The sequence below is a fragment of the Methylotenera sp. genome, from assembly GCF_013141425.1.
GTDB lineage: Bacteria > Pseudomonadota > Gammaproteobacteria > Burkholderiales > Methylophilaceae > Methylotenera.
On sequence record NZ_JABFRA010000095.1, the window covers coordinates 16,238 to 42,896 of the forward strand.

The 26,659-nt window shown below is 44.6% G+C and carries 21 protein-coding genes; 12 read left to right on the plus strand and 9 right to left on the minus strand.

The window, feature by feature from the left end; translation table 11 throughout:
- Positions 1-99: 99 nt before the first annotated feature.
- From hemH to HOO90_RS08370, 3 genes are read right to left on the minus strand one after another with little or no spacing between them, the layout of a single operon-like run.
- Positions 100-1,206: a ferrochelatase gene (gene hemH, locus HOO90_RS08360; RefSeq protein WP_292841985.1), complete on the minus strand. Its 1,107-nt coding sequence runs from the start codon at positions 1,204-1,206 to the stop codon at positions 100-102.
- Positions 1,207-1,259: 53 nt separating this feature from the next.
- Positions 1,260-2,276 carry a heat-inducible transcriptional repressor HrcA gene (gene hrcA, locus HOO90_RS08365; protein WP_292841987.1) on the minus strand — a complete coding sequence of 339 codons (1,017 nt, stop codon included), beginning with the start codon at positions 2,274-2,276 and terminating at the stop codon, positions 1,260-1,262.
- A gap of 38 nt (positions 2,277-2,314) precedes the next feature.
- Positions 2,315-4,213 carry a sulfatase-like hydrolase/transferase gene (locus HOO90_RS08370; protein ID WP_292841989.1) on the minus strand — a complete coding sequence of 633 codons (1,899 nt, stop codon included), beginning with the start codon at positions 4,211-4,213 and terminating at the stop codon, positions 2,315-2,317.
- A gap of 241 nt (positions 4,214-4,454) precedes the next feature.
- Between HOO90_RS08370 and HOO90_RS08375 the strand changes: the two genes are divergently transcribed.
- Positions 4,455-5,324 (plus strand): NAD(+) kinase, encoded by an 870-nt coding sequence (locus tag HOO90_RS08375; RefSeq protein WP_292841991.1) that lies wholly within the window; start codon positions 4,455-4,457, stop codon positions 5,322-5,324.
- Between the two features lie 7 nt (positions 5,325-5,331).
- Positions 5,332-7,008 carry a DNA repair protein RecN gene (gene recN / locus HOO90_RS08380; RefSeq protein ID WP_292841993.1) on the plus strand — a complete coding sequence of 559 codons (1,677 nt, stop codon included), beginning with the start codon at positions 5,332-5,334 and terminating at the stop codon, positions 7,006-7,008.
- Positions 7,009-7,113: 105 nt separating this feature from the next.
- On the opposite strand, the gene HOO90_RS08385 is transcribed toward recN, so the two are convergent.
- The 3 genes from HOO90_RS08385 to fur form a co-directional block, all read right to left on the minus strand.
- Complete coding sequence (locus tag HOO90_RS08385) at positions 7,114-9,372, minus strand: lipopolysaccharide kinase InaA family protein (RefSeq protein WP_292841995.1); 2,259 nt, start codon at positions 9,370-9,372, stop codon at positions 7,114-7,116.
- Between the two features lie 8 nt (positions 9,373-9,380).
- Entirely contained in the window at positions 9,381-11,378 is a 1,998-nt protein-coding gene (locus HOO90_RS08390) for an LTA synthase family protein (protein WP_292841997.1), read from the minus strand.
- A 98-nt stretch (positions 11,379-11,476) separates the two neighbouring features.
- Positions 11,477-11,902, minus strand: a complete 426-nt coding sequence (gene fur / locus HOO90_RS08395) for a ferric iron uptake transcriptional regulator (RefSeq protein WP_292841999.1) — start codon at positions 11,900-11,902, stop codon at positions 11,477-11,479.
- Between the two features lie 87 nt (positions 11,903-11,989).
- On the opposite strand from fur, the gene bamE reads away from it, so the two are divergent.
- Genes bamE through HOO90_RS08410 form a run of 3 tightly spaced genes read left to right on the plus strand, consistent with a single transcriptional unit; the run spans position 11,990 to position 14,753 of the window.
- The gene (gene bamE / locus HOO90_RS08400) at positions 11,990-13,267 is read left to right on the plus strand and encodes an outer membrane protein assembly factor BamE (protein ID WP_292842001.1); all 1,278 of its coding nucleotides are present in this window, start codon (positions 11,990-11,992) and stop codon (positions 13,265-13,267) included.
- 52 nt (positions 13,268-13,319) lie between these two features.
- Complete coding sequence (gene dapB, locus HOO90_RS08405; RefSeq protein ID WP_292842003.1) at positions 13,320-14,120, plus strand: 4-hydroxy-tetrahydrodipicolinate reductase; 801 nt, start codon at positions 13,320-13,322, stop codon at positions 14,118-14,120.
- A gap of 18 nt (positions 14,121-14,138) precedes the next feature.
- Positions 14,139-14,753, plus strand: a complete 615-nt coding sequence (locus HOO90_RS08410; protein WP_292842005.1) for a DUF2238 domain-containing protein — start codon at positions 14,139-14,141, stop codon at positions 14,751-14,753.
- Positions 14,754-14,815: 62 nt separating this feature from the next.
- Here the strand turns inward: HOO90_RS08410 and HOO90_RS08415 are convergent, their stop codons facing one another.
- Positions 14,816-15,454 carry a DedA family protein gene (locus HOO90_RS08415; protein ID WP_292842007.1) on the minus strand — a complete coding sequence of 213 codons (639 nt, stop codon included), beginning with the start codon at positions 15,452-15,454 and terminating at the stop codon, positions 14,816-14,818.
- Positions 15,455-15,550: 96 nt separating this feature from the next.
- Positions 15,551-16,885 (minus strand): glutamine synthetase family protein, encoded by a 1,335-nt coding sequence (locus HOO90_RS08420; protein WP_292842009.1) that lies wholly within the window; start codon positions 16,883-16,885, stop codon positions 15,551-15,553.
- Between the two features lie 241 nt (positions 16,886-17,126).
- Here HOO90_RS08420 and carA point away from each other — a divergent pair, with 241 nt between their 5' ends.
- The 4 genes from carA (at position 17,127) to HOO90_RS08440 (ending at position 22,570) form a co-directional block, all read left to right on the plus strand.
- Positions 17,127-18,269, plus strand: coding sequence for a glutamine-hydrolyzing carbamoyl-phosphate synthase small subunit (carA, locus tag HOO90_RS08425; protein ID WP_292842011.1), 1,143 nt, complete (start codon positions 17,127-17,129; stop codon positions 18,267-18,269).
- Positions 18,270-18,348: 79 nt separating this feature from the next.
- Complete coding sequence (gene carB / locus HOO90_RS08430) at positions 18,349-21,555, plus strand: carbamoyl-phosphate synthase large subunit (RefSeq protein WP_292842013.1); 3,207 nt, start codon at positions 18,349-18,351, stop codon at positions 21,553-21,555.
- 86 nt (positions 21,556-21,641) lie between these two features.
- Positions 21,642-22,124, plus strand: a complete 483-nt coding sequence (greA, locus tag HOO90_RS08435; protein ID WP_292842015.1) for a transcription elongation factor GreA — start codon at positions 21,642-21,644, stop codon at positions 22,122-22,124.
- The gene (locus HOO90_RS08440; RefSeq protein ID WP_292842017.1) at positions 22,124-22,570 is read left to right on the plus strand and encodes a DUF4149 domain-containing protein; all 447 of its coding nucleotides are present in this window, start codon (positions 22,124-22,126) and stop codon (positions 22,568-22,570) included. Before greA ends, HOO90_RS08440 begins: the two co-directional genes overlap by 1 nt.
- Positions 22,571-22,677: 107 nt before the next feature.
- Here HOO90_RS08440 and HOO90_RS08445 read toward each other — a convergent pair whose 3' ends face one another.
- Positions 22,678-22,971, minus strand: coding sequence for a YhbY family RNA-binding protein (locus tag HOO90_RS08445; protein WP_292842019.1), 294 nt, complete (start codon positions 22,969-22,971; stop codon positions 22,678-22,680).
- A 55-nt stretch (positions 22,972-23,026) separates the two neighbouring features.
- On the opposite strand from HOO90_RS08445, the gene rlmE reads away from it, so the two are divergent.
- The 3 genes from rlmE to folP all read left to right on the plus strand — a co-directional run bounded on the left by rlmE (position 23,027) and on the right by folP (position 26,634).
- A complete protein-coding gene (gene rlmE / locus HOO90_RS08450; protein ID WP_292842021.1) occupies positions 23,027-23,650 on the plus strand; it encodes a 23S rRNA (uridine(2552)-2'-O)-methyltransferase RlmE in 624 nt (207 codons plus the stop codon).
- A gap of 174 nt (positions 23,651-23,824) precedes the next feature.
- Positions 23,825-25,717, plus strand: a complete 1,893-nt coding sequence (gene ftsH, locus HOO90_RS08455) for an ATP-dependent zinc metalloprotease FtsH (protein ID WP_292842024.1) — start codon at positions 23,825-23,827, stop codon at positions 25,715-25,717.
- An 83-nt stretch (positions 25,718-25,800) separates the two neighbouring features.
- Entirely contained in the window at positions 25,801-26,634 is an 834-nt protein-coding gene (gene folP, locus HOO90_RS08460) for a dihydropteroate synthase (RefSeq protein WP_292842026.1), read from the plus strand.
- The last annotated feature ends 25 nt before the right edge of the window (positions 26,635-26,659 follow it).

A 26,659-nucleotide genomic window follows, 5' to 3' on the forward strand; every position in this document is an offset into this window, starting at 1 on the left:
TTTAACTACTCCGTTGAATAGCCCAAAAAATTTAAAGATAAAGTTTTTCATCGTAACTCATTAAAATCACTGTGGTAAGTATAGCAAACAAGCGCTAGCTTAGTTTAGTGATGTTAAAGCTTGTGCGCGTAATTTAGTCATTTCCGACTCTTTTTTTGCTTGCGCTACATCCCATTCCGTCGTAACCCAGCCTTGTAAATTTTCCAAAGCAATTGCCGTCATGGCATGTATCCAAGCTTCACTTTCATTTAAGGCTGGAATGTAGTGGTATTCACCGCCGCCGCTTCTTTGGAAGATGTGTTTGCCGTCCATGGCAATTTCTTCCAGTGTTTCTAAGCAATCGCTACTGAAACCAGGACAGATAACATCGATACGTTTGGTGTTTGCTTTACCTAAAGCTTCCAATGTGGATGCGAGATAGGGTTTCAGCCATTCTTGCTTACCAAAACGTGATTGAAAGGCAATTAAATATTCGTCTTTACCTAAAGCTAAAGCCTCAGCCAATAATCGGCCAGTTTTATGACACTGGCAATGGTAAGGGTCGCCACTGGTTAAATGTACTTTAGGTACACCATGAAAGCTCATCACTAATTTACTTGGTTTGCCATTAATCTTCCAATGTTCAAGCACACTAGCTGCCAGCGCCGAGATGTAAGCGGGGTGGTCGTTATAATCGCGTATACTGCGAATGGCTGGTTGATTGCGTGTTTTTAGCAATACGCGGAACACCGCGTCCATGGCCGATGCTGTGCTGCTTGCTGCATATTGTGGATACAGTGGAAATACTAGAATACGGTCGCAATGCTGTGCTTTTAGTTTATCTATCGCGGATTGCATGCTCGGGTTGCCATAGCTCATGCCTAATTCAACAGCAAAAGGCGATTTGATTTTTTGGCTTAAGAAACCGCGCAGTAAAGTCGCTTGTTTTTGTGCGTGGACTAAGAGAGGTGAGCCTTCTTTTGTCCAGACTTGTGCGTATTTTTCGGCCGATTTCTTAGGGCGAATCACTAAGATGATGCAATTTAAGATAAACCACCAAATAGCACGCGGAATTTCGACCACGCGTGTATCGCTTAAAAATTGTCGTAAATAAGGCCGCAAAGCCGCTACGGTTGGTGCGTCTGGCGTTCCTAAGTTAGCTAATAAAATGCCGACCTTAAGTTGGTCGCCGTGTTCATATTTTGGTTCAGAATTATAATAAGCCATATTTTTTTATATTGGATTTAAGTAAGCTGTTAGCAAAATTAGCGATAGTATCGCTAATTGTTAGAGAGTGCATTTGATAAAAGTTTCGCGGTGACGTCTACAATTGGTATTACGCGTTCATAAGCCATGCGGGTGGGGCCAATGACACCGAGCGTGCCAACTACTTGCCCATCGGCTTCATAAGGTGCGGTAATCATACTGCACTCGTCTAAAGGTAAGTAGCCACTTTCGCCACCGATGAATATCTGCACGCCTTCCGCACGCTGACTATTGTCCAGTAATTGCATTAATGAGGTACGACGTTCAAAAATCTCAAACAGTTTACGCAGGCTGCTAACGTTGGTGGAAAGCTCATCAACCTGCAGTAAATTGCGCTCACCAGCAATCACAACACCCTCTTTGTTGTTATCCACTGCCTTGCTGCTGGCTTCCAGTGCGGCCGACATTAAGCGATTCATGTCATTTTGCATCTGCTGCAGTTCAATGTGCAGTTTTTGCTGTACTTCTTCAAAAGTCTGCCCCGAAAAATTTGCATTAAAATAATTACCCGCTTGTGTGAGTTCGCTTTGGGAGTATTTCTTTTCCGTCATGAGAATGCGGTTTTGCACGTTGCCATCGCTGGTGACAATAATCACCAAGATTCGCGTGGCAGATAAAGGCAAAAATTCTAAATGCTTAAACGCCACGCGTTTTCGTTTTGGAATCATGACCAAGCCAGCAAATTGCGTGAGTTGTGACAACATATCAGCTGCGCTAGAAATGAGTTCTGCAGGGTTCGGTGAGGATAGGCCACTTTTAATTTGCTGTAGTGCCTGTGTTTCAAGCGGCTGTACGGTCAGCAACGAATCTACAAATAAACGATAGCCTTTTTGCGTTGGAATACGCCCAGCAGACGTGTGCGGGCTGGTAATAAAGCCTAGCTGTTCTAAATCGCTCATGACATTGCGAATAGTCGCTGGGCTGACCTCCAAACCAGAGTGTTGCAACAGCGTGCGTGAACCAATTGGTTGACCATCACTGATGTAATGCTCAACCAAGGTTTTTAATAAGATTTGCGCGCGTTTATCCACGCCTTAAATTATCAAGCAGTTGCTGGATTTAGGCAATGTTATTGCGTAACTGATTTGTTTTCTTTTTTCTTGAAGAATTTACTTAAGTCTTGAACAAGCTGCATAAGCGCGGGCTGCTTTGTTTGCAATACTAATTTGCGTGCCTCATTGCTTAGCGCTTCGTCATTGCCTTTGCTGGCTTTCATTAACACAAAACTTTTGCCATTCACTGGCTGGGTGATTTTAACGTCATTGTCCACATAGGTTACTTTGTCCCAATCGGAGATGTAGGTATGGCTACGTTTTTCACCTGCAAGTAAATTATATCCTGTGGCATAGTCGCTACTTGGGTTAGTAACGCCGAGTAGCGGCATAATGGTAGGTATCACGTCCATGTGACTGGTCATTTCGTCACTAACGAGAGGCTGGAAGCCAGGTGCATAGATTACCAAGGGCGTGCGAACTTGCGGATCCACAAACGTCGAATTATGTCCCCAAAAGCCATGCTCCATAAACTCTTCACCATGGTCTCCGATTAAAATAACGATGGTATTGTCGAGCAATTGATGTGTTTTCAGATAATCAAAAATACGTCCATATTGCATGTCTAAGTGATGCACGGAATTAATGTAGCGATTTTTAATCGGGCTTATTTCGTTGCGTAAGGCAGTTTTACTGAGCGTAGCGTAATTTAAATCGTCTCGGTAAGGTGTTGCAATCACGCTTTCTGGCGGAAAGTAATAGCGTGCGTGAGGCGACTCAAAAAACATAAAGGTAAAAAATGGTTTCTTTGGATCACGCTTATCAATAAAAGAAAGTAAGTTTGTGACGTTATCGCGGTCACTTTCCCAGCCTGATGTTGGTTTCGCGATTTCATGTAAATGATCGCTGGGGACTTTTGAAAAAATGGTTTTATCAAATTCTGGATAAGAGAATTTTGCGCTGGTGTACAGACTCATTTGATAGTCCTGCTGTTGCAGCACTTCGATTAAAGCCGCGCCGCGGCGCTCTTCTAAGAATGGAAACCAGTAGTTGCCGGGTAGGCCCGTGAACATACCGAAAACCCCCATGCGTGTGCCATTTCCCGTGCTGTAATTGCGCGTATAGCGCGCTGCATTTTTGGCAAATTCCCAAGAATGAGGCATAACTTTTTCATCTAAGGTATCCGCACGCCATGATTCAGAAGTTAACCAGATAATATTGTAAGGTTTAGCCGGTTTATTAAATTGCAGTGGATTTAGCGGGTAATTTAATTTACCTTTTACTTTTAATTTGGTTTCACGTTGTGTGGTAAACCCTAGTTTTTTGAAAAATCCCCGCGCGGAAACAGTTTGATAAAAGGGCACGGATTGGGCAACTTCGTTTAGTTGATTGGTGGAATAGCTATCTAGCGCGAAGCCCATGTGGACCGAGAGTGTAGCAATTATCGCCGAGGCAGGAAGCCATTTAAACGATAAATTCGGTGTCAATTTTTTAAGATAATAGCGATGCAGTAGCCATAAAATTAAAGCCTGACTGCTGATAAAGCCGAACACAATGAGTGCAAAGCCAATATCAGAGGCGCTACTGCCCCCTAATGATTCGATACCGCCAGGCGTAATGACTAAATTAAGGATGAAGCCATTAAAAAACATGCCATATAGCGAAAATAATTTCGCATTGGCATACATTAAAAGCGTGGTAATGCCACCCGTTAGCACGGCGGCAATGTAGGTTGGGCGAACAGAGTTGGGGCGAATGCGCTGACTAATGAATCGAACTAAAGCAGTAATGCCGAGTGCAGGTAATAAGTAATATAGCCCGTAGAGCAAGGTGGCAATGAGCATAAAACTGATAGGCAACCAGCCACTTTCAATCGTACTGGCAATAGGCAGCGACTCAGACACTAGCCATAAAACAATCAGATAGGTGATGAAAAAATAAGCTTTAAGAGTGGTTTGCATCAAGTTGGCGTTCATGATTTATTCAATTTTGATAAGATTAACTGGCTAGCGTATGCATAAATAATGCCAAATAAACTATATTAAATTTAACCTATTAATTAATATGGTTAAAAAGATATTTAAATGACGCGGAGCTTATTAACATGCTACTTCAATGCAGCATTATCGCGCAAAAATAGTATTCTCAACACAATTTTTGCGGGTTGTATTTAGCCGTGCCTTTGCTAAGCCAGTGTGACTATGTTTTAATTCTAGGATGCAAACAAAATTTAAAAAAATCGCACTCATTGGTAAATACATGAATCAGTCTGCTTTGCAATTGATGCAAAACGATTTAACTGATTTGGCGCTTCATTTATCAGCTAAAAATATTGAGGTGTGGGTGGAGGAGAACACCGCACGCCACGCTAATTTGCACGCCTATAGCACATCCAGCTTAGAGGGTATCGGCACTCAAGTTGATTTAGTGATTGTGATGGGCGGCGATGGAACGATGTTGAGCGTTGCACGAAGCCTGATTGACGCGGATATACCATTGGTGGGTGTTAATCGCGGGCGATTTGGCTTTTTAACTGACCTGCGTGCTGAAGACATGTTGGTGCAACTTGACCGCATTTTGGTGGGTGATTATATCGAAGAGCCCCGTGTGATGCTTACTGCAGAGGTTTTGCGGCAAGGGCAAGTGTTGCATGCCAACATTGCCTTAAATGATGTGGTCATTAAAAGTGGCTTACGCCTCATTGAGCTAGAAGTGACAATTAATGATAAATTTGTGCATAAGCAACGCGCAGATGGTTTAATCATCAGTACGCCAACGGGCACAACTGCCTATGCGCTTTCCGCGGGTGGTCAAATTTTACACCCCAATTTACATGCCATTTCTTTGGTGCCTATTTGCCCGCATACCTTAAGTAATCGACCGATTGCGGTGCATAGCGATAGTAAAATTGAAGTCACCGTGATGCAGTTTGATGAGGCACAATTAAGCTTTGACGGTCAATTTCAGGTGGCGCTACAAATCGGTGACAAGGTCAAAGTGCAACGCGCTAGTCAAACCATACGTCTGTTACACCCCAGTGATTATTGTTATTTTGATATGTTGCGTAACAAGCTTAACTGGGGTTGATTATATAATGCTACAAAGCCTTTCCATTCGTGATTTTGTCATCGTCAATCAACTCGATTTAGACTTTGAAGTAGGTTTCACCGTACTGACGGGTGAAACAGGCGCTGGTAAATCAATTTTAATCGACGCGCTATCCTTAGCGCTCGGTGCCCGTGGTGAGGGCGGTGTTACGCGCGCAGGCTGCGATAAAGCGGAAATCAGCGCTATTTTTGCTATTGCAAGTAATGTTGAAGCCAAACAATGGCTAGCAGAAGCGGAGATGGAATGCGATGCGAATGAGCTGATTTTACGCCGTGTGATGTTTGCCGATGGTCGTTCGCGTGCTTTTATCAATGGTGCGACGGTGACCGTTGCTCAACTCAAAGAGCTAGGCGAATTGCTGGTAGATATTTACAGCCAAAATGCGCATCACTCCCTGTTAAAACAAGCTACTCAACGCCATGTGCTGGATAACTTTGGCGGCTTATCAAGTCTCGCATTGCAAGTTGCGAGTCAATATAAAGTTTGGTACACACTCAATCAGCAACGTTTGGAAGTTGAAAAAAATGCCAGCGCTTATGCCGATGAACTGGCTGATTTACGTGACAACACGCGGGAATTGGCGCAAATTGCAGTAAGCCCAACTGAATGGGACGAACTGCAGCAAGAGCATTTGCGTTTATCCAATGGTGCTGGCTTGATTACAGGTGGCGAAGAGTGTCGAGAGTTGTTAAGCGAAGGTGAATTATCGGCCATGCGCTTGTTGATTCAAGTGCAGCACAAATTGCAAAATCTCTGTGAATTTGATGCCGCAATTACCGAAGCCACTGAAACGCTGGATTCTGCCATTATTCAATTAGAAGAAACCTCACGCTTTTTAAATCGCTATCTTCAGCGCGCAGAGCTTGACCCAGAAAGGCTTGCGAAGCTCGATTCGAGAATTCAGAGTATTCATAACGCCGCACGTAAAAATCGTGTAAAACCTGAGGATTTAACAGACTTACTGCTAAAGTCGCAGGCGCGCATGGCGGAGCTTGAACTATTTGCAAATGATGGCGAACTGGCGAAACAAGAAGCTCAGGCATTGGCGACTTACATGCAGTTTGCGACACAACTCAGCGAGGGCCGAAAATCTGCCGCAGCCAAATTAGGCACACAAATTAGTGCAGAAATGCAGCGCTTGTCTTTAAGTGGCGGTAAGTTTGAAGTGGCGCTTACTGAGCAAGCACCCACGGCTAACGGACTTGAGCAGATTGAGTTCATGGTGGCAGGGCATGCAGGCGTAGTCGCAAGGCCGCTCAGTAAAGCGGCATCAGGCGGTGAGCTTTCACGTATTAGCCTAGCAATTCGGGTTGTGACTGCACAAAAAGAGAGTATCCCCACCATGATATTCGATGAGGTCGATGTTGGGATTGGTGGTGGAGTAGCGGAAGTGGTTGGTCAGCTTTTGAAACAATTAGGCGCGCCACAAGGCGATGAACACCTCAGTCAACGTCAAGTACTAGTGATTACTCACTTGCCGCAAGTCGCTGCATTGGGCTCACATCATTTACGCGTCAGCAAGTCGCTGGTCAATGAGCAAACGCTTAGTACGATAGCTACACTAAATGCAGACCAACGAGTGCAAGAGGTGGCGCGGATGTTAGGTGGAATTGAGATTACCGACACCACACGTCAACATGCCAAAGAGATGCTGGCAAAGTGATTGTCACCGAAGTAATTGCACCAAGTAATAGTACGCTCAATCACTAAAAACAACTGCCCCGCAAGCCAATATCCATGCGGCTCGCAGGGCGTTTGTTTTTAAAGCTTACGTCTTAAAGCTCCGCACTAATTTTCGGATACCTTTTCGGCCAAACTTTCTTTTAAAGGCTACTTTAAAGTCATATAAATAAAACGGTAGTTTTATTTTAAAAGTGAATTTAACGCCCAAGTGTGCCAAATATAAACCCATCAGGCGCTCGCGTCCTGCCCAATGTAATTTGTTGCAGATGCGGGCTAAGTCTGAATAGCGGTAGTTAAGGGCCGTTGGATAGGTATAAAAACGGGCGCGCGCAGTATCAATCAACGAGAAACTTAATTGTTTGCTCTCTAGTAGTTGCACCAGTACATTTCCGCCAGACAAGTCGCGGAAGAAAACTCCGGTTTTGTGCATGTGATGCAGGAATTGTGCTAACTGCGTATAAACTTCCTCAGCACTTAAGGTGGTGTTTTTGTCGCTAAAATAAAACTCTTTATGGCCTAGCGCAAAATGCACAAACATCTCACCGACCGAGCAATCCGCTTTTACATAATCGCAAATGTAAAAATTTTGTTTGAGAGTGACGTCATTTTCTTGTTCAAAGAAGGCGACGGGCGCTGCCGTAGCAACACCGCGCCTGAGCAGCTCTACCGCACCGTTCCAACTGCGCTTGGCCTTGCTGGGTTTAAAGCGATCCAACAACTGTTTGTGTAAATACATTTTTACAGGTTGTTTTACCGTAACTTGCTTGTCAGCGTCTCTTGGGTCGGGGAGCGTCCAAATGGCGTTACGAGCATGGCGTAAGGCATTGTTTTTTTGCGGGCTAATTAATTGGCTAGGGTGCAATTGTTGCGCCAGTTGCTGGGCTTCATCGGCATCCTTTGCCAAAATCAGTCCAAACCAGCTATCCTGTTTGAACGGAAAATATTGCTGATTTTTGATGTGCGCATGTATCGCCAAATCTTTCGCTAATGTCAGGTTAGGTTTTGTATTGATAGGTTGATTTTTAGGCCAGCGCAAGTAAATCGGCGATTCGCTGATAATGTCAGTGGTGGTAGTAATGGCATGGCCATCGCGATGACTGATTTCAGCCTGCTGAATAGCGGCAAGTTCATAAATGTCGCTTAAAAAGGCAACTTTGCCGTTAATCGTCCATAAAGCGTGAATTTCAAATTGCTCGGTTTGAAAGTGGTGAACTTCCAAGCCATTGGCTGTAGAAATAGCCTTTAAATATTGCGCCCCTTGGATGAGTTTAGCGGTTGTTTTTACCGCGTTAAAACTGGCATGATGCCAAAAATTTTTCAAGGCGCCATCTACACATGCGTAGTGTGTGACGCGTTCTAGACTTGGATATTCAGCATCAGTTAAACCATCATCAATCAGGCCTTCACGGTGGCAAATCAGCGCGCCCCAAAATACTTGGTCTAGCGCACCAGAGGCGGCATTCAGCAATAAATAACGTGCGGCATAATCAGCCTGCTTTTGCTCACCATCGGACAGTAGGCGCTCAATGCGGTATATCGCCCAAAATGCAACTGGGGAAATGAAACTTTTGATGCCAAAGTCTGAGGTGATTTTACCTAGCAAACGCGCTTTTTTAATCAGGTTGAATTTTAATCGGGTGGCCCAACGGTATTTAAATACGCGGTGGTCAAAGCGCTCTGGTTCTGAAACGCGCTCTGAGAATAAATTATTACTGTGAACATCGGGCAATTGGTTTTTTGCTTTGAGCAGACTCAATAGGCCGATATTATAGATAGGCTCAAAATCTGTTACATTGGGGCCAGCAAGCTCAATGTAACGTTGCTTGACAGTCGCATAGGCAATAGCCCAAGCTCGCAAGAAGCAATTCAATGAATAACCCGCCCAGCGTTTACGATTAACAGTAGCGCCAATTTCAATGCGCCTGATATGTGCACCAAAACGTTCTAACACTTGCGCTAAGAACGTTTGCCAATTTTCTTGTTCAGCCGCATTCTCCATGTTTTTGGCGCTGTTAAAAGGCTGAATTAAATGTAGCGTAACGTTTAATTTTTCATCAATTAAGCGCTGTAAAAAACGTGCATTAAAACTCTCTAAATCGCCGTAGGTAAAATCTAAGCGCACCTGCTTGATGCCTAATTGCTGCAGTTGTGCAATGACATAATTATCCATAAGTGCATCGGCGGCAGAAGCAACACACACGCCAACATAATCATGCGGAATGTGGTGGTTTGCAGGCGGTAAGTGCCCTTGCTTGATGTAAAGTTTGCCAGTGAAAATATAAGCCAAACCCTTGCAGATAATTGGCCAAGTAAGCAAGCTAGGCTGTTTTGTGCGATGCGGCATTATAGATTTTATGGTAAACGGTAACGCTGTTCGTTATACAACAAATCTGGCAGCAGCACATTTGCGAGCGCGCGTTTCTCTAATTCTTTAGCGTTGGCGGGTGGTGCTACCTCGTTCAAATGTTTGGTGTTAGCATCATACAACGCGTGCGCAGCAGCCTTGCCAGAGCGCAATACCACAACTTGCTTACCTGATGCGCTTTCCTCCATCCAACCATAGTTGTCGTTGTATTGCATCATGGCGCGGCCATGAGTATCTGGCGCTAGGTTCGATAAATCACGCCCTGTCATGGGGGTTTGCCCCTGTATGCCCATCAGCGATAGTAGGGTTACTGGCAAGTCAATTTGGCTGGCAACACCAGTAAAGCGTTGCGGCTGAATGTCGGCACCTAAAATAAGCCCTGGAATGTGAAAGCGCTCAATCGGAACCAATGTGTCGCCACGTACTCGAATATCGTGGTCGGCTACAATTAAAAATACCGTATCTTTCCAGTAAGGGCTTTGCTGCGCCTTTTTAAAGAATTCGCCAATCGCATAATCGGCGTACTTTACTGCGTTGTTGTCCGTTGCCTTGGGCTGTTCGTATAGCTCAATTCTGCCATCAGGAAACTCAAATGGTGCATGATTAGAGGATGAGAACGCCAAGGTGAAAAATGGCTTGCCCGCTTGATGGTGGGTGAGTAATTGTTCATGCGTTTTGTTGAGTAAATCTTCGTCCGAAGCACCCCAGCTGCCGACAAACACTGGATTTTTATAATCTTTCTGATCGACTATATTTTGAAAGCCGTTGCCGGTAAAAAAGCCACGCATATTGTCAAAATGCGATTCGCCGCCGTAGATAAATTCAGTGGTGTAGCCTTGTTTTTCCAGTAGCGCAGCTAAAGTGAAAAAGTTCTTTTGTGACTTTGATAGTTTGACTGTGCTATCCGCCGGTGTCGGCTGAAAGCCCGTTGTGACCGCTTCAATGCCACGTACCGAGCGCGTGCCAGTTGCATAAAGTTGCTCAAACCAAATGCCTTGTTCTTTCAGCTTTTCAATATTGGGTGTAACAGGCGTACCGCCTAGCGATTGTACAAAGGTCGCCCCCAGACTTTCTTGCAGAATAATCACTAGATTTAGCGGCTTTTCACGTACGCGGCTTGATTTTAGAGTGGAGAGGGTCGGAATGTCGGACTCTGTAGCCCCCGTTATTTTTAAAATTTCTTCACGGGGCATTTTGCCGTAAATCTCACTTGATTTAGTTTCTTTGAGTAGATTGTAAGTGGCGTAAAGAACTGAATAGCCGGAGTTTAGTACAAGACTGTTGACCATGCTATCGGCGGTAATGGCGAACAAGGCAGGGTTTGCCGGCCGATGGCCGATGGTAGAACGTATGCCAAAAGCGATTAAAATAAAAATCAGCGGCCAAGTAATGAGTGTTTTTTTGACTGACCAAGCTGATTTAGCCTCAAGCCAAGGCTTCATCAAGCGGTGCATGGCAACATGCGTTAATACTATAAAAATCAGCGCCGCAAAAATATGGATGCGAAAACCAACCCACAGCATGCTGGCAACTTCATGCGGATATTTAAGATATTCCACAAAAATACGATTTGGGCGAACATCGTATTCTGCAATAAATCCGGGTGTAGCAACTTCTAAAAAAACCAGTAATACGATGGCCACTGTCACCCAAGCATAAGTAAACCATTGCCAGCCGCGCCAGCACTTGGCTAGGCTAAAAATGGGGGCTAGTAAAACGGGAATCAGGCCTAATAAACAGAGCTGAATAATATCAACACGTACACCTTGCAAAAACAGCGCGGTCAGTTGGCCTGTTGCCAGTACGCGGTCATATTTCCACAAAACTAAGCCAAAACGCGAGGCCGATAACACCACTAAAGCAATGATAAACATCACCACCAATGGCGCGTAAGCGTCAAATTTTCCTGCGAATTTCCAGAGTTTAGCGAGTGGATTTTTGCTGGCAGAATGATTAATTGCTGATTGCGTGTGTAAGTTAGCCATGCGAAGATTTTAAACGGTAAACGCGTATTATAGCGTTTTTAGTTTCAACTTATTGATACGAAATATGACAGAGTATAGTCAGTTACTAGATGCGTAGCTTAGTCTTTATGTAGGCAAGGGGATTTGTCGCAGATGCCATAAATGGTTAGTGAATGATCCTGCATTTTAAATCCCAGTTTTGCTGCGGCTGCTTCTTGCCTTTTTTCAATCTCAGCATCGTAGAACTCTTCAACACGACCACATTTTACACATACGATATGGTCATGATGACCACCTGTGTTTAGTTCAAACACCGCTTTGCCACCTTCAAAATGGTGGCGTATCAACAAGCCAGCTTGTTCAAATTGTGTAAGTACACGATAAACCGTTGCCAAGCCGACATCTTCTCCCGTGTTCAGCATCACTTTATAGATGTCTTCCGCTGAAAGATGGCGCTCTTTGCTATTTTCAAACAAGCTCAATACCTTTAGTCTGGGTAGTGTCGCTTTAAGGCCGGCATTTTTTAAGTCATTTTGATCTTGCATGGTCGTTTACTCATAATTAACAATGACAGTGTTTTGGGTTCGCTATCAACGTGTTATATTAACGCTAATTCTAACTAAAGTCATAATATGCGTATTTTTTCTACACTTCGTTACTCTTTCATTTTGCTGGCAATGCTGTGTGCTTCATGCGGCACGGCAATTCCCACCATTAAACCTTATAAAATGGATGTGCAACAAGGTAATGTTGTTACATCAAAAATGCTGTTGCAATTACGGCCCGGCATGACCAAGTCGCAAGTGCGCTTTATTATGGGTACGCCGCTTATACAAGATAGTTTTCATGGTAATCGTTGGGATTATGTATACCAGTTGCGTGAAAAAGGCAAAATTACCGAGCAACGCCGTGTGATTTTAGATTTTGAAAAAGACCTATTAAAAACTGTGCGCGGTGATGTGATTCCTAAAGCGGGCGAGCAAGACGAAGTAAAGCCGAATACTGGAACACGTGTGATTGAGCCAGCAGGCGAGGCTCAAAAAAAAAGTCTGATTGAACGCCTCAAGTTCTGGAAAAACGACGACCCAGAATCAACAGCCAAGGCGGCAACTTCTGCGGCCTCAGCAACAGCCGCTGTAGCTGAAAAGTCGGGTGAGATCGCTGTAGCTGCACCAGCTGCTTTGGTTGAAACAACTTCCTCTTCTATCGCTGAAAAACCTGCCGTAATAACTGAGCAGGCTCCAACCGAAGTACAGGTTTCTGCAATTGCAGCAGATACCCCTAAATCTGTTTTAGTTCAAGATATACAATTACCCTTGGCTACCCCCGCATCCTCACTAGAGCAGCCTGCAACGCAAATTGAGGCAGCCGCAAAAGCGCCTGTGCAAAAAGCAGAAATTGTTGATGGGGCTGCGCTTACAAATGACGCCGTTGTTAAAGCGGTGAATGATTGGGCGCAAGCATGGCGGACTAAAAATGTGAATCAATATCTTGGCTTTTATGCAGATAAATTTAAACCAGATGCGGCATTAAGTAAAAAAGCTTGGGTGGCGCAGCGTAAGCAACGCCTCTCTGACAAGCAAGGTGAAATCGGTTTGGTGCTAGAAAATACGCAGGCGCAAGTGCAAGGGCAGCAAGCAACGGTGCAGTTTTTACAAAAATATCAATCAAAACAACTTAGCGACCAAGTTACTAAGCAGTTAACCCTTGAGTTTGACGCAAAATTGAATCGTTGGTTGATTGTTAAAGAAACCGTTTTGCAGAATGTGCAAACACTAGGTGCAGAAAAGGTATCCGTACACACTCAATCTACCCTCAGTCAAACTAAAGGTGAAATTAAAGAAAATATAGCGAGCGTCAACGCAAGCAGCGAAACGATTGAAATTGTGGGCGAGAAAGTCGGCTTTTAAGTCGATATTTAAATATCAGTTTTTTGAAGCGATGTAATTTAGAAAGCAATGAATGACTAAAGTAGTGATAGCAGGGGTAACGGGACGCATGGGGCATGCATTGCTTGAAGGCGTTTTTGCGGATAGTGAATTAGAATTGCATGGCGCATTAGACCGTGCAGGAAACCCGCAAGTAGGGCGCGATGCTGGTGAGCAATTTGGCAAAATAACTTCTGTGAAAGTTGTCGATAATATTGATGAAGCCTTGAAAAATGCCGATGTGCTGGTAGATTTCACTCGACCTGAAGCCACCATCCAGTATCTCGAAGCTTGCCAAAAACATCAGGTAAAAATGGTAATTGGCACTACTGGTTTTTCGTCAGAGCAGAAATTGGCTATTGAAACAGCCGCTAAAAACATTGCGATTGTTTTTGCGCCCAATATGAGCGTGGGCGTGACTTTATTGATTAACTTGGTGGAGCAGGCAGCTAAAGTGTTAATGGACGGCTATGACATTGAGGTGGTTGAAATGCATCATCGCCATAAGGTGGATGCACCATCCGGTACCGCCCTACGTTTGGGCGAGGCGGCGGCCAAAGGCTTGGGCCAAGATTTAAAAGACTGCGCCATCTATGCACGCGAAGGCGTTACTGGCGAGCGCGAAGCTGGCAAAATTGGCTTTGCCACACTGCGTGGCGGTGATGTTGTAGGCGACCATACCGTTGTGCTTGCTGGTATTGGTGAGCGCGTCGAGTTAACGCATAAAGCAAGTAGCCGTGCCACGTTTGCACTCGGCGCTCTACGTGCTGCTAAGTTTTTAAAAGATAAAAACTTTGGTTTGTTTGATATGCGCGACGTATTAAGTTTGCGTTAATTCAAACTCCTTCTATACGTGCTCACCAAACCTCGTTTCTATGTATCTTTACTGACTATTTTAAGTCTAGTCTTTATCTGGTCAGCCATTGCCCCGCTTGACCGTCTTACTTGGTGGTTGGAAGTGTTGCCTGTGCTAATTGCCCTGCCGATTCTATTCAAAACTTATCCAAAGTTTCAATTCACACAATTAGCTTATTTGCTCATGCTGGTGCATGCCATTATTTTGTTAATCGGTGGACATTACACCTACGCCGAGGTGCCATTATTGAATTGGTTGCGTGACACGTTTGACTTATCACGCAATTATTACGATCGCATCGGCCACCTTGCGCAGGGCTTTATTCCCGCTATCATCGCACGCGAGATTTTGCTTAAAAAATTGCCTTTAGTTGCCGGCAGCTGGTTGTTTTTTATTGTTTGCTGTATTTGTTTAAGTATCAGCGTGCTATATGAATTTATAGAGTGGTGGGTCGCCATTTACCAAGGCGGGGCGGCGGATGCTTTTCTAGGCACGCAGGGTGATATTTGGGACACGCAATGGGATATGTTCTGTGCGTTAATCGGCTCAATAGCAGCCCAGTTGTTGCTGGCTAAAACGCACGATAAACAGATGATTGTGATGCAACTGTAGAAATAACCGAATGCTAAAAAAATCGTCCCCTATTATTCGCCCATGAACTAATCACGTGGTTTTTAACGCTTCTTAATCTTATGTTGTAAAAACACCCATACCACAGGCAAGGTGGGCACAATAATCAGTGCTAAAGCTACCCATGAAAAATGTGCTTTCACCCATGGATGGTTGCCAATTAAGTAGCCGATTGACGTTAACCCGCATACCCAGATTAGACCGCCAATGACGTTATAAAAAGCAAACTTTGCATAGCTCATCTGCCCTACGCCGGCAACAAAAGGGGTAAAGGTGCGAATGAAGGGTAGAAAACGGCCGACTACAATGGTAATTGGGCCGTGCTTTTCGAAGAACTCATGCGTTTTGTTGAAGGCGTCTTTATTAAACCATCTGGAATTTTTCCAGCTAAATACTTTTACCCCGACCCATTTTCCGATCGAGTAATTAACGGCATCTCCGCTAATTGCGGCGATTGATAATAAAACCATCAATACAGGTAAACTCATGCCGCCGATGGCTGCAATGGCCCCAGCAACAAACAGTAATGAGTCGCCGGGAAGGAATGGCATTGCAACTAAGCCCGTTTCAACAAAGATAATTAAAAAAAGTAATGCATATATCCATAATCCGTAGGATTGAGTGATTACTTCTAAATGCTTGTCCAAATGTAAAAACACGTCAATGAAAACTGAGAAATCCATAATAATAAAGTTTTGTTCCAAGACCAAAGATAGCGGAATTATAGTGTATAAGTGGTGCATAGGCGGGCAGGCTTCCGTAATCCGCCGCAAGTAACACTAGACTAGTAGCAATAAATGCTCACGCTCCCATGAGCTAATCACGCGGTTGTAAGTGCCGTATTCCAACTTTTTCACGGCGCAGAACGCATCCACGAAGTTCTCGCCAAAGAGTGCGTGCATGGGTTTGCAAGCACGAAGTCGATCGATGGCATCTTCAAGATGGTGGGGCAGTTCGTCGGCCATATTCCATGCGCTACTACTGAGCGCATCGGTCGGCTGCAGTGCTTCAATCATGCCTTGGTAACCACAGGCCAAAGTTGCCGCAATTGCCAGATAGGGGTTTACGTCAACGCCAGGCACGCGGTTTTCAACACGTCTTGAGCTGGCATCAGAGTTTGGCACGCGTATGCCACAAGTGCGGTTGTCGTAGCCCCAGCGCACATTGGTGGGAGCCGACATAAATGGCGCTAGTCTGCGGTATGAGTTTACGTAAGGCGCGAACATCGGCATGACTTGCGGAATATATTTTTGTAAACCAGCAATATAGTGGAAAAATTCAGGGCTAGCGCTGCCATCGGCTTTGCTAAATATATTATTGCCGTCAGCATCGATAATGCTTTGGTGAATATGCATCGCGCTGCCTGGTTCAGCTTCCATCGGTTTTGCCATGAAGGTAGCGAAAATGCCGTGTCTTAAAGCAGTCTCGCGCACCGTGCGTTTGAACAAAAATACGCGGTCGGCAAGTTCCAATGGATCGCCATGGGTAAAGTTAATCTCCATTTGGCCTGCCCCAGCCTCGTGAATCAGTGTTTCTACACCCAAACGGTGAACGTCACAAAACTTAGAAAGCTCCATAAAAAAGGGGTCAAAATCATTTACCGCATCAATTGAATAGCTTTGTCTGCCCGCTTCTGGCTTGCCAGTGCGGCCAATGGGTGGTTGTAGAGGCTCATGCGGGTTTTGCTGACGCGCGACTAAGTAAAATTCCATTTCTGGCGCGACCGCGGGTCGCCAACCTCGTTCGGTATATAGCTTAATAATATTGCGTAATACTGAGCGTGGCGAGAGTGCTACAGGTGAGCCATCCCACTCCAAGCAGTCGTGAATAATCACGGCGACCGGTTCGGCGGCCCAAGGCACTACTCTAAAGGTGGAAATGTCGGGTTTGCAGATCATGTCGGGGTCAGTGTCGCCTACATAGGGCGCATTATCTGGTTGCTGGCCGTTAACGGTGTTGAGCAACACGCTTTTTGGCAAGCGCATCTCACCTGCACTTAAAAACAAATCTTTAGGTAATATTTTGCCGCGTGCAATGCCTGTCATGTCGGGAATCACACACTCAACTTCGTGTATATGATGCTCGGCAATGAGTTGCGAAATTGATTTTGTCATGGCTCACCTTCAGTGGCTGTTTCGATAGTTACACTTTAGAATTGAAGCGTTCTATTTACAATCTAAAGTTGAAAAGTAAGTAGTTTTTCGCTATAATTCGTTAATTCTGAAACGGGAAGAGTATACAAAGCTCCTCCCGTTTTGCACATCCGCCATCCGTTCATGATGGACAAAGTTTAAATTTATAAATGCTGCAATAACTTGCTTGAAAAACGGGTTATTGCAAAACCAAGGAGTTGCCGTGTCACAAAACCTGCCCGCCATACTAGTACTTGCAGATGGAACTGTGTTTCGTGGTACTTCAATTGGGTCTTCTGGCCAAACCGTTGGTGAAGTGGTGTTTAACACTTCCATGACTGGTTACCAAGAAATTCTGACAGACCCATCTTACACCAAACAAATCGTTACGCTAACGTATCCGCATATCGGTAATTATGGCATTAATCCAGAAGATGTCGAATCGGGGCAAGTCTATGCCAGTGGTTTGATCATTCGTGACTTGCCGCTCACGCATAGCAATTTTAGAAATTCTCAATCGCTCTCTGAATATTTAACTGGCAATAATGTGGTGGCAATCGCAGATATTGATACACGTAAACTCACTCGAATTTTGCGTGAAAAAGGCGCGCAAGCGGGTGCGATCATCGCAGGTGAGGCGGATGAAGCCAAGGCTATTTCATTGGCGCAGTCGGCAATTGCTGACTTCCCCGGTTTGTCTGGCTTGGATTTAGCAAAAGTAGTGAGTTGTAAGAAAGCTTACGAATTTGCCGAAGGCGAATGGGCCTTAGGTAAGGGCTTTACGGCGGCGCCTGTCAAGCAGTTTCACGTGGTGGCTTACGATTACGGTGTGAAGCGCAATATTCTTCGCATGTTGGTTTCACGTGGCTGCAAGGTTACCGTATTGCCAGCCCAAACAACGGCCGCTGAAGCATTGGCTTATAAGCCCGATGGCGTGTTTCTTTCAAATGGCCCTGGCGATCCTGCGCCATGTGATTACGCAATTTCTGCAATTAAAACGCTTGTAGAAACTGGCGTGCCAACCTTTGGTATTTGTTTAGGCCATCAATTACTCGCACTTGCGAGTGGGGCAAAAACGCTAAAAATGAAATTTGGTCACCATGGTGCGAATCATCCCGTGCAAGATGTTGTAACCAAGCGCGTTTACATTACCAGCCAAAATCACGGTTTTGCGGCAGATGCGGCAACTTTGCCAGCCAATATTAAAACTACGCACGTTTCATTGTTTGATGGTAGCTTGCAAGGCATTGCACGTACCGACAAGCCTGCATTTGGCTTTCAAGGTCACCCTGAAGCAAGCCCGGGCCCTACTGAAATGAGTTATTTGTTCGACCACTTTATTGAATTAATGGAAAGAAGTCGCTAGACGTAGACTTTGACCTTGAGTTAAAGGCTGATTTCAGTTTTAACTCACGACTAACGACTATCAACTGCAGACTAAAATTATGGCAAAACGTACAGACATTAAATCCATCCTAATTATCGGGGCAGGCCCCATTGTGATCGGTCAGGCGTGCGAGTTTGATTATTCAGGCGCACAAGCTTGTAAAGCCTTGCGTGAAGAGGGTTACCGTGTAATTTTGGTGAACTCAAACCCCGCGACCATTATGACCGACCCAGAAATGGCCGATGCAACTTACATTGAACCCGTTACTTGGCAGGTGGTTGAAAAAATTATAGCAAAAGAGCGTCCTGATGCCTTACTGCCTACTATGGGCGGCCAAACAGCATTGAATTGTGCGCTAGATTTAGATAAACATGGCGTATTGGCAAAGTATAAAGTTGAGCTAATTGGTGCTTCAAAAGAGGCTATTGATAAAGCGGAAGACCGCCAAAAGTTTAAAGAAGCGATGACTAAAATCGGTTTAGGTTCAGCGCGTTCAGCTGTGGCACATAGCATGGAAGAAGCCTTGCAAGTGCAGGCGAGCATTGGATACCCAACGATTATTCGTCCATCCTTCACCATGGGAGGTAGCGGTGGCGGAATTGCCTACAACCGAGAAGAATTCATTTCGATTTGCGAGCGCGGTTTAGATGCTTCACCCACCAATGAACTGCTGATTGAAGAATCGCTATTGGGCTGGAAAGAGTATGAAATGGAAGTGGTGCGCGACTCTGCCGACAACTGCATCATCATCTGTTCGATTGAAAACTTAGACCCAATGGGCGTACATACGGGCGACTCAATCACTGTGGCGCCAGCACAAACGTTGACAGACAAAGAGTACCAAATCATGCGTAATGCCAGCTTGGCTGTGTTGCGTGAAATTGGCGTTGATACTGGCGGTTCAAACGTACAATTTGCCATTAATCCTGATGATGGCCGCATGATTGTGATTGAGATGAATCCACGTGTTTCACGTTCATCTGCATTGGCTTCAAAAGCGACAGGCTTCCCCATTGCAAAAGTGGCTGCAAAATTGGCAGTTGGTTTTACTTTAGATGAATTGCGCAATGAAATTACGGGCGGTGCTACACCGGCTTCATTCGAGCCTTCTATTGATTATGTAGTCACAAAAATCCCAAGATTTGCCTTTGAAAAATTTCCACAAGCAGATTCACGCTTAACAACACAAATGAAGTCAGTCGGCGAAGTGATGGCGATTGGTCGTACTTTCCAAGAATCCTTCCAAAAAGCCTTGCGTGGCTTAGAGGTTGGCGTAGATGGCTTGGATGAAAAAACCACCGATTTAGATACCATCACTAAAGAAATGGGTGTGCCTGGTCCTGAGCGTATTTGGTACGTGGGCGATGCGTTCCGAGCAGGGCTGAGTGTGGACGAGGTGTTTAATATATCCAAAATCGACCCTTGGTTTTTAGTGCAAATTAAAGACCTGGTTGACCGCGAACAAGCGCTTAAAGGTAAGCAGATTGCGGATTTAGATAAACAGGCGATGTTAAAACTAAAACGTAGCGGTTTTTCTGATCGTCGCTTAGCCGCCTTACTCAATACAGACCAACACGCTGTGCGTGCTTACAGACAAGCTTTACAAGTACGCCCTGTTTACAAGCGCGTAGATACTTGTGCAGCTGAATTTGCAACTGACACGGCTTACTTGTATTCAACCTATGAAGAAGAGTGCGAAGCCGCACCTACCAATAAAAAGAAAATCATGATTTTGGGCGGTGGTCCAAATCGTATTGGTCAAGGTATCGAGTTCGATTATTGCTGTGTGCATGCCGCCTTTGCGATGCGTGAAGATGGTTACGAAACCATTATGGTGAACTGTAACCCTGAAACGGTTTCTACGGATTACGACACCTCGGACCGCTTGTATTTTGAGCCAGTCACGCTGGAAGATGTGCTTGAAATCGTAGCGCTAGAAAAACCTGTTGGCGTGATTGTGCAATACGGCGGACAAACACCATTAAAATTAGCGCGTGACTTAGAAAAAGCTGGGGTGCCGATTATTGGCACAACGCCAGATGCGATTGATAAAGCAGAAGACCGCGAACGCTTCCAAAAAATGTTGCAAGAACTTGGCTTAAAACAACCACCAAACCGCACCGCCAGAACGCCCGATGAAGCAATTCGTTTAGCCTTGGAAATCGGCTATCCACTTGTGGTGCGTCCTTCTTATGTGTTGGGCGGTCGCGCAATGGAGATTGTGCAAGAGCAATCGCAACTCGAGCGTTATATGCGTGAAGCGGTAAAAGTGTCGAATGAATCTCCAGTGCTGTTGGATCGTTTCTTGAACGATGCCTTAGAAGTGGATGTTGACGCCCTTTGCGATAATACTGGCGACGTGATTATTGGCGGCATCATGGAACACGTTGAACAAGCCGGCGTGCATTCAGGTGACTCCGCCTGTTCGTTGCCACCGTATAGTTTATCAGCAAAATTGCAAGATGAATTACGAGAACAAACCAAACAAATGGCGCGCGCTTTGGGCGTAGTCGGCTTAATGAACGTGCAGTTCGCGATACAAGGCGAGACGGTTTTTGTGCTTGAAGTTAACCCCCGTGCATCACGTACCGTGCCCTTCGTTTCTAAGGCCTGTGGATTGCAACTGGCTAAAGTAGCCGCACGCTGCATGATTGGCACGTCATTGATGTCACAAGGTGTTACACGTGAGATTATCCCGCCATTCTACTCAGTGAAAGAGGCGGTATTCCCGTTCATTAAGTTTCCTGGCGTTGATACAATTTTAGGCCCTGAAATGAAATCTACCGGTGAGGTCATGGGTGTAGCTGCAACCTTTGCTGAAGCGTTTCTTAAGTCACAACTTGGTGCTTCTACCAAGTTACCTGAAGGCGGCAGAGCCTTTATCAGCGTGCGTAAAGAAGATTACAATAAAGTGGTTGAAATCGCGCATGCCTTGCATGACTTAGGCTTTGAATTGGTGGCGACTAAAGGTACGGCAACGGCACTGACCGCAAATGGCTTAAAAGTAACTTCAGTCAATAAAGTAGCTGAAGGTCGTCCACACATTGTCGATATGATTAAAAACGGTGATATTAGCTTTATTGTAAATGTGACGGAAGATAAGCGTGCCGTGGCCGATTCTTACGAAATTCGACGTAGCGCTTTGCAAAATAAAGTGACTTACTACACGACAATAGCTGGCGCTAAAGCGGCATGTATTGGTATGGCGCATATGCAAGAGTTGACGGTAGAGTCGCTTCAAGACTTGCATAAAAAGCTCGCTTAAAATACACTTTAATTCGATTATTAAATTTTTAACTTTAAGCCACACTCCTATTGGGTGTGGTTTGTTTTTTTATATAAGGTTCTAACATGGCAGTTATTCAAGTCCCAGTCACGGTAAAAGGTGCTGAACTACTTAAAGCAGAGTTGCTTCGCTTGCGCAGTGTTGATCGTCCAGAGGTGATTCAAGCGATTGCTGAGGCGCGTGCGCAAGGTGATTTATCTGAAAATGCAGAATACGAAGCGGCAAAAGATCGTCAGAGTTTTATTGAGGGCCGCATTAACGAGGTGGAAGCAAAGCTTTCTAATGCTACCATTATTGATCCCACTACCTTACATGCTGATGGCCGCTGTGTATTTGGTGCCACGGTAAGAATTGAAGATTTAGATAGCGGTACAATTATCACTTATCAAATCGTAGGTGATGATGAAGCGGATATTAAAAACGGCAAGATTTCAATTAGCTCACCAATATCACGCGGTTTGATTGGTAAGTCAGAAGGTGACATTGCTGAAGTGGCAGCGCCAGGCGGCATTAAAGAGTATGAAATATTAGAGGTGCAATATATTTAATGGCAAATCGTTGGTTAGATAAATTCAGTTTAATTCTCATCACTTTCTGGGTGGGCGCCTTGTGGACAACAGGTGCTGTGGCCTATGTGCTGTTTCAGACCCTACCCGATAGTCAATTGGCTGGACAGTTGGCTGGGAAGTTTTTCACCTACGTTTCTTACTTGGGATTGTTTTCAGGGTTTTATCTGCTGATACATCGTTTGCTAGGTTATGGCACGCAGGCGCTCAAGCAATCTTACTTTTGGGCGGTATTTTTTATGTTGCTGCTGGTGCTGGCTGGGCATTTTGGTATTCAGCCCATTCTGGCACAATTAAAAGCGGATGCCTTACCATCAGATGTGATGCAGAGCGTATTTGCAAACAGGTTTAAAACTTGGCATGGTGTAGCAAGCATTGCCTACGTGCTACAGAGTTTGTTGGGGTTTGTGGTTGTGTTGAAAAAATAATAGTAGTCGTGATTTTTAAATAGCGACAACATTGCCTAACTAAACTTTCTGACTAAATTCGGCTAGATATTTCTAGATATTTATTGGGTAAATAATTTCTTTGGCTGTTATTTAGTTGGGATTACGATTTTGGGTTTAGTAGCGGATGCTCGGTAAATTACCAATTGTTTGCCGATATGATGAACAGCAATTGCGTTAGTTTGTTCACAAATGTCTGATAATAGTTGAGAGCGTAATTCTCTATCGTCACCCATCACTTTAATTTTAATCAACTCATGTGCGTCTAGGCTGACGTTGATTTCTTTCAGTACGCTCTCGGATAAGCCTTTATTGCTTATCATGACAACTGGATTTAAATTGTGTGCAAGACCACGTAAGTAGCTGATTTGTTTTGAGTTCACGGTGGATGTCTTCTTGAGTTATCTTATTGATTTATATAGGCGAGCAGTTTAACAGATGAAACTAAAACCTTCCAGCAAAGCTTGGATGCATGAACATATCAATGACGAGTTTGTGAAGCGCGCCCAAAAAGAAGGTTATCGTGCGCGGGCTGCGTATAAACTAACCGAAATAGATGACAAAGATAAACTAATTAAGCCTGGAATGACAATTGTGGACTTAGGCTCAACGCCTGGCAGTTGGTCTCAAGTGGCCGCACAACGCTTAAAAGGCCAAGGCCGCATCATTGCCTTGGATATTTTGGAAATGCAGCCAATAGGTGGTGTGGAGTTCATACAAGGCGATTTTCGTGAAGAAGCGGTGTTATCTTTATTGGAAAAAAGTTTAAATGGTAAGCAGGTGGACCTTGTAATTGCAGACATGGCACCCAATATCTCAGGTATCGCTGCAGTCGATCAAGCAGGTGCCGCGCATTTAACTGAGCTGGCTTTAGAGTTTAGTAAAGATTGGTTGAAACCAAGCGGCAATTTTCTGGTCAAGGTATTCATTGGCGAAGGTTTTGAAGAAATTTTACAGAGTATGCGTAAAATGTTTGATAAAGTCGTGACGCGCAAACCTAAAGCTTCCCGGGGCAGAAGCAGTGAGGTGTATTTGTTAGGGTTAGGTCGTAAATCGGCATAAAGTATTTGAGCAACGTTAAAGGTCGCAATCAAATGATTAGGCATGTTATTTGACGGTTAATTCAGAAGATTATTTTTGTAAAAAGCGTAAGATGTCAGTGGTAGAATAAGTAAATAGTGAATTGAGACTTGAATTAACATCGAGAACATTCACTTTTGATTAAGGAAAGATATTTTGAACAATATATTTAAGAATATAGCGATTTGGTTAGCCATTGCGATGGTGTTGTTAGCCATTTTTAATGTGACAGGCGTTAAGAATTCTGCAGAAAACCAAGTGGTTTATTCGCAATTTATACAGCAAGTAAAAGACGGCCAAATCGCCAAAGTGCAGATTGATGGACGTATTTTGCACGGAATTACACACGACGGTAAAAAGTTCAACACTTATGCACCATCTGACCCATGGTTAGTTTCAGACTTGCTCAAGAATAATGTGGCCGTTGAAGCGAAACCAGATGAAGAGCAATCCTTTTTAATGAGTCTTTTTGTCTCATGGTTTCCAATGATATTGTTAATTGGCGTTTGGATATTCTTTATGCGCCAAATGCAGGGCGGTGGTAAAGGCGGTGGTCCATTTTCCTTTGGTAAAAGCAAAGCACGTCAGTTAGACGAAAGTAACAATCAAACCACCTTTGCCGACGTTGCTGGTTGTGATGAAGCTAAAGAAGAAGTAACGGAAATCGTTGAGTTTTTACGTGACCCCACTAAGTTTCAAAAATTAGGCGGCCGAATTCCACGTGGCGTATTGATGGTTGGCCCGCCAGGTACTGGTAAAACCTTGCTTGCACGTGCCATCGCAGGCGAAGCTAAAGTGCCGTTCTTCACCATTTCAGGTTCGGATTTTGTCGAAATGTTTGTGGGTGTAGGGGCTTCACGCGTGCGTGACATGTTTGAGAACGCCAAGAAAAATTCACCTTGCATTATCTTTATAGATGAAATTGATGCGGTAGGTCGTAGCCGCGGATCAGGCACGGGTGGCGGTAATGACGAGCGTGAACAAACCTTGAACCAATTGCTGGTTGAAATGGATGGTTTTGAAGGAAATTCTGGCGTGATTGTGATTGCCGCAACTAACCGCGCAGACGTGTTGGATAAAGCCTTACTTCGCCCAGGTCGTTTTGATCGTCAAGTCATGGTGTCTTTACCTGACATTCGAGGTCGTGAGCAAATTCTAATGGTGCACATGCGTAAAGTGCCTATTGATGTCGATGTGCAGGCCGACATATTGGCACGCGGTACACCGGGTTTTTCAGGTGCGGATTTAGCTAATTTGGTTAACGAAGCGGCTTTGTTTGCGGCGCGCCGCAATAAACGCACTGTGGATATGCAAGATTTTGAAGACGCAAAAGATAAAATATTTATGGGGCCTGAGCGTAAATCCATGGTAATGCGTGAAGAAGAACGCCGTAACACGGCGTATCATGAATCCGGTCATGCTGTGGTGGCTAAGTTGTTGCCTAAGGCTGACCCTGTGCATAAAGTTACAATAATGCCGCGTGGCTGGGCACTCGGTTTAACGTGGCAGTTGCCAGAGTTTGACCGTATCAGCAATTACAAAGACAAAATGTTGGAAGAAATCTCGATATTGTTTGGTGGACGTATTGCCGAGGAGATTTTTATGAATCAAATGTCCACAGGTGCTTCTAACGATTTTGAGCGTGCAACCAAGCTTGCTCGCGCTATGGTGACTAAGTACGGGATGAGCGATGCACTAGGCACAATGGTGTACGCGGGAGATGAGCAAGATTCATTCTTTGGTAGCATGAGTTCAAAAACTGTATCCGAAGCAACGCAGCAAAAAGTGGATGCAGAAATTCGTCGAATTCTAGATGAGCAGTACGGCATAGCACGTAAGCTATTAGAAGATAATCGCGATAAAGTGGAAGCGATGACTTCCGCATTGATGGAGTATGAAACTATCGACGCAGACCAAATTAACGATATTATGGCGGGCATTGCCGTGCGCCCGCCGAAGCCAACGCAAAGTAAAGCTAACCCGCCAAAAGATACAGGCTCAACAGGTTTGGGTGCAAATCCAGCACCACAACCAACGGCTAAATCTTAATTATTTCTAGGGTTTAATATGATTTAAAGAGGGCTGGTTTTCTAGCCCTTTTTTTATGAGCTGAATTTTAAGTATAATGCCTGATGTCTTCAAATTTTGAATTTTCATGCGGTAAGTATCAACTCAAGCTCAATCGCCCTCATGTTATGGGTATCGTAAACGTTACGCCAGATTCGTTTTCTGACGGCGGAAAATTTTCATCGACAGATATGGCCGTGGAACATGCACTTAAATTGATAGCGGAAGGTGCTGATATCCTAGATGTTGGTGGCGAATCGACGCGACCAGGCGCGCACCCCGTTAGTTTGGATGAAGAGTTAAGTCGGGTAATTCCAGTTATTGAAACATTGAGTAAACTTACAACAGTTCCTATTTCTATCGATACTTATAAACCAGAAGTAATGCGCCAAGCGATTGTTGCCGGCGCTGATATTGTTAACGATGTGCGTGCATTGCAAGAGCCGGGTGCTTTTGATGTGGTGGCGAAAAGTCAGGCGGGCGTATGTTTAATGCACATGCAAGGCACCCCGCAAACCATGCAACTAGAACCACATTATGAAGATGTTGTGGCTGAAGTTAAACAATTCTTAATCGATAGAATGAACATAGCCATTCGTCATGGCATTGTCAAAAATCGTATCTTGATTGACCCTGGCTTTGGTTTTGGTAAAACACGTGCGCATAATATTTCGCTCATTCAGCATTTAGATGCGCTAAATGTAATCGACCAGCCATTGCTGGTCGGCTTGTCACGCAAGTCCGTATTAGGTGCAATTACAGGTGGCGATGAAGGTCAGCGACTATATGCAAGTATAGCTGCATCCGTTATCTCCGCCATGAAAGGCGCAAAAATACTACGTGTACATGACGTTAAAGCCACGGTAGATGCGTTAAAAGTTGTGGCTGCGATACAATAGCTAGCGAATAAATTCAGTAATTAAA

Excerpts from the sequence above, each read along its gene's own strand:
- fur (WP_292841999.1), bottom strand. The coding sequence starts at position 11,902 with ATGCAAGATCAAAATGACTTAAAAAATGCCGGCCTTAAAGCGACACTA.
- greA (WP_292842015.1), top strand. The coding sequence starts at position 21,642 with ATGGCAGTTATTCAAGTCCCAGTCACGGTAAAAGGTGCTGAACTACTT.
- folP (WP_292842026.1), top strand. The coding sequence starts at position 25,801 with ATGTCTTCAAATTTTGAATTTTCATGCGGTAAGTATCAACTCAAGCTC.
- HOO90_RS08390 (WP_292841997.1), bottom strand. The coding sequence starts at position 11,378 with ATGGCTAACTTACACACGCAATCAGCAATTAATCATTCTGCCAGCAAA.
- bamE (WP_292842001.1), top strand. The coding sequence starts at position 11,990 with ATGCGTATTTTTTCTACACTTCGTTACTCTTTCATTTTGCTGGCAATG.
- rlmE (WP_292842021.1), top strand. The coding sequence starts at position 23,027 with ATGAAACTAAAACCTTCCAGCAAAGCTTGGATGCATGAACATATCAAT.
- carB (WP_292842013.1), top strand. The coding sequence starts at position 18,349 with ATGGCAAAACGTACAGACATTAAATCCATCCTAATTATCGGGGCAGGC.
- hemH (WP_292841985.1), bottom strand. The coding sequence starts at position 1,206 with ATGGCTTATTATAATTCTGAACCAAAATATGAACACGGCGACCAACTT.
- HOO90_RS08420 (WP_292842009.1), bottom strand. The coding sequence starts at position 16,885 with ATGACAAAATCAATTTCGCAACTCATTGCCGAGCATCATATACACGAA.
- HOO90_RS08370 (WP_292841989.1), bottom strand. The coding sequence starts at position 4,213 with ATGAACGCCAACTTGATGCAAACCACTCTTAAAGCTTATTTTTTCATC.
- dapB (WP_292842003.1), top strand. The coding sequence starts at position 13,320 with ATGACTAAAGTAGTGATAGCAGGGGTAACGGGACGCATGGGGCATGCA.
- HOO90_RS08415 (WP_292842007.1), bottom strand. The coding sequence starts at position 15,454 with ATGGATTTCTCAGTTTTCATTGACGTGTTTTTACATTTGGACAAGCAT.
- recN (WP_292841993.1), top strand. The coding sequence starts at position 5,332 with ATGCTACAAAGCCTTTCCATTCGTGATTTTGTCATCGTCAATCAACTC.
- HOO90_RS08440 (WP_292842017.1), top strand. The coding sequence starts at position 22,124 with ATGGCAAATCGTTGGTTAGATAAATTCAGTTTAATTCTCATCACTTTC.
- HOO90_RS08375 (WP_292841991.1), top strand. The coding sequence starts at position 4,455 with ATGCAAACAAAATTTAAAAAAATCGCACTCATTGGTAAATACATGAAT.
- HOO90_RS08385 (WP_292841995.1), bottom strand. The coding sequence starts at position 9,372 with ATGCCGCATCGCACAAAACAGCCTAGCTTGCTTACTTGGCCAATTATC.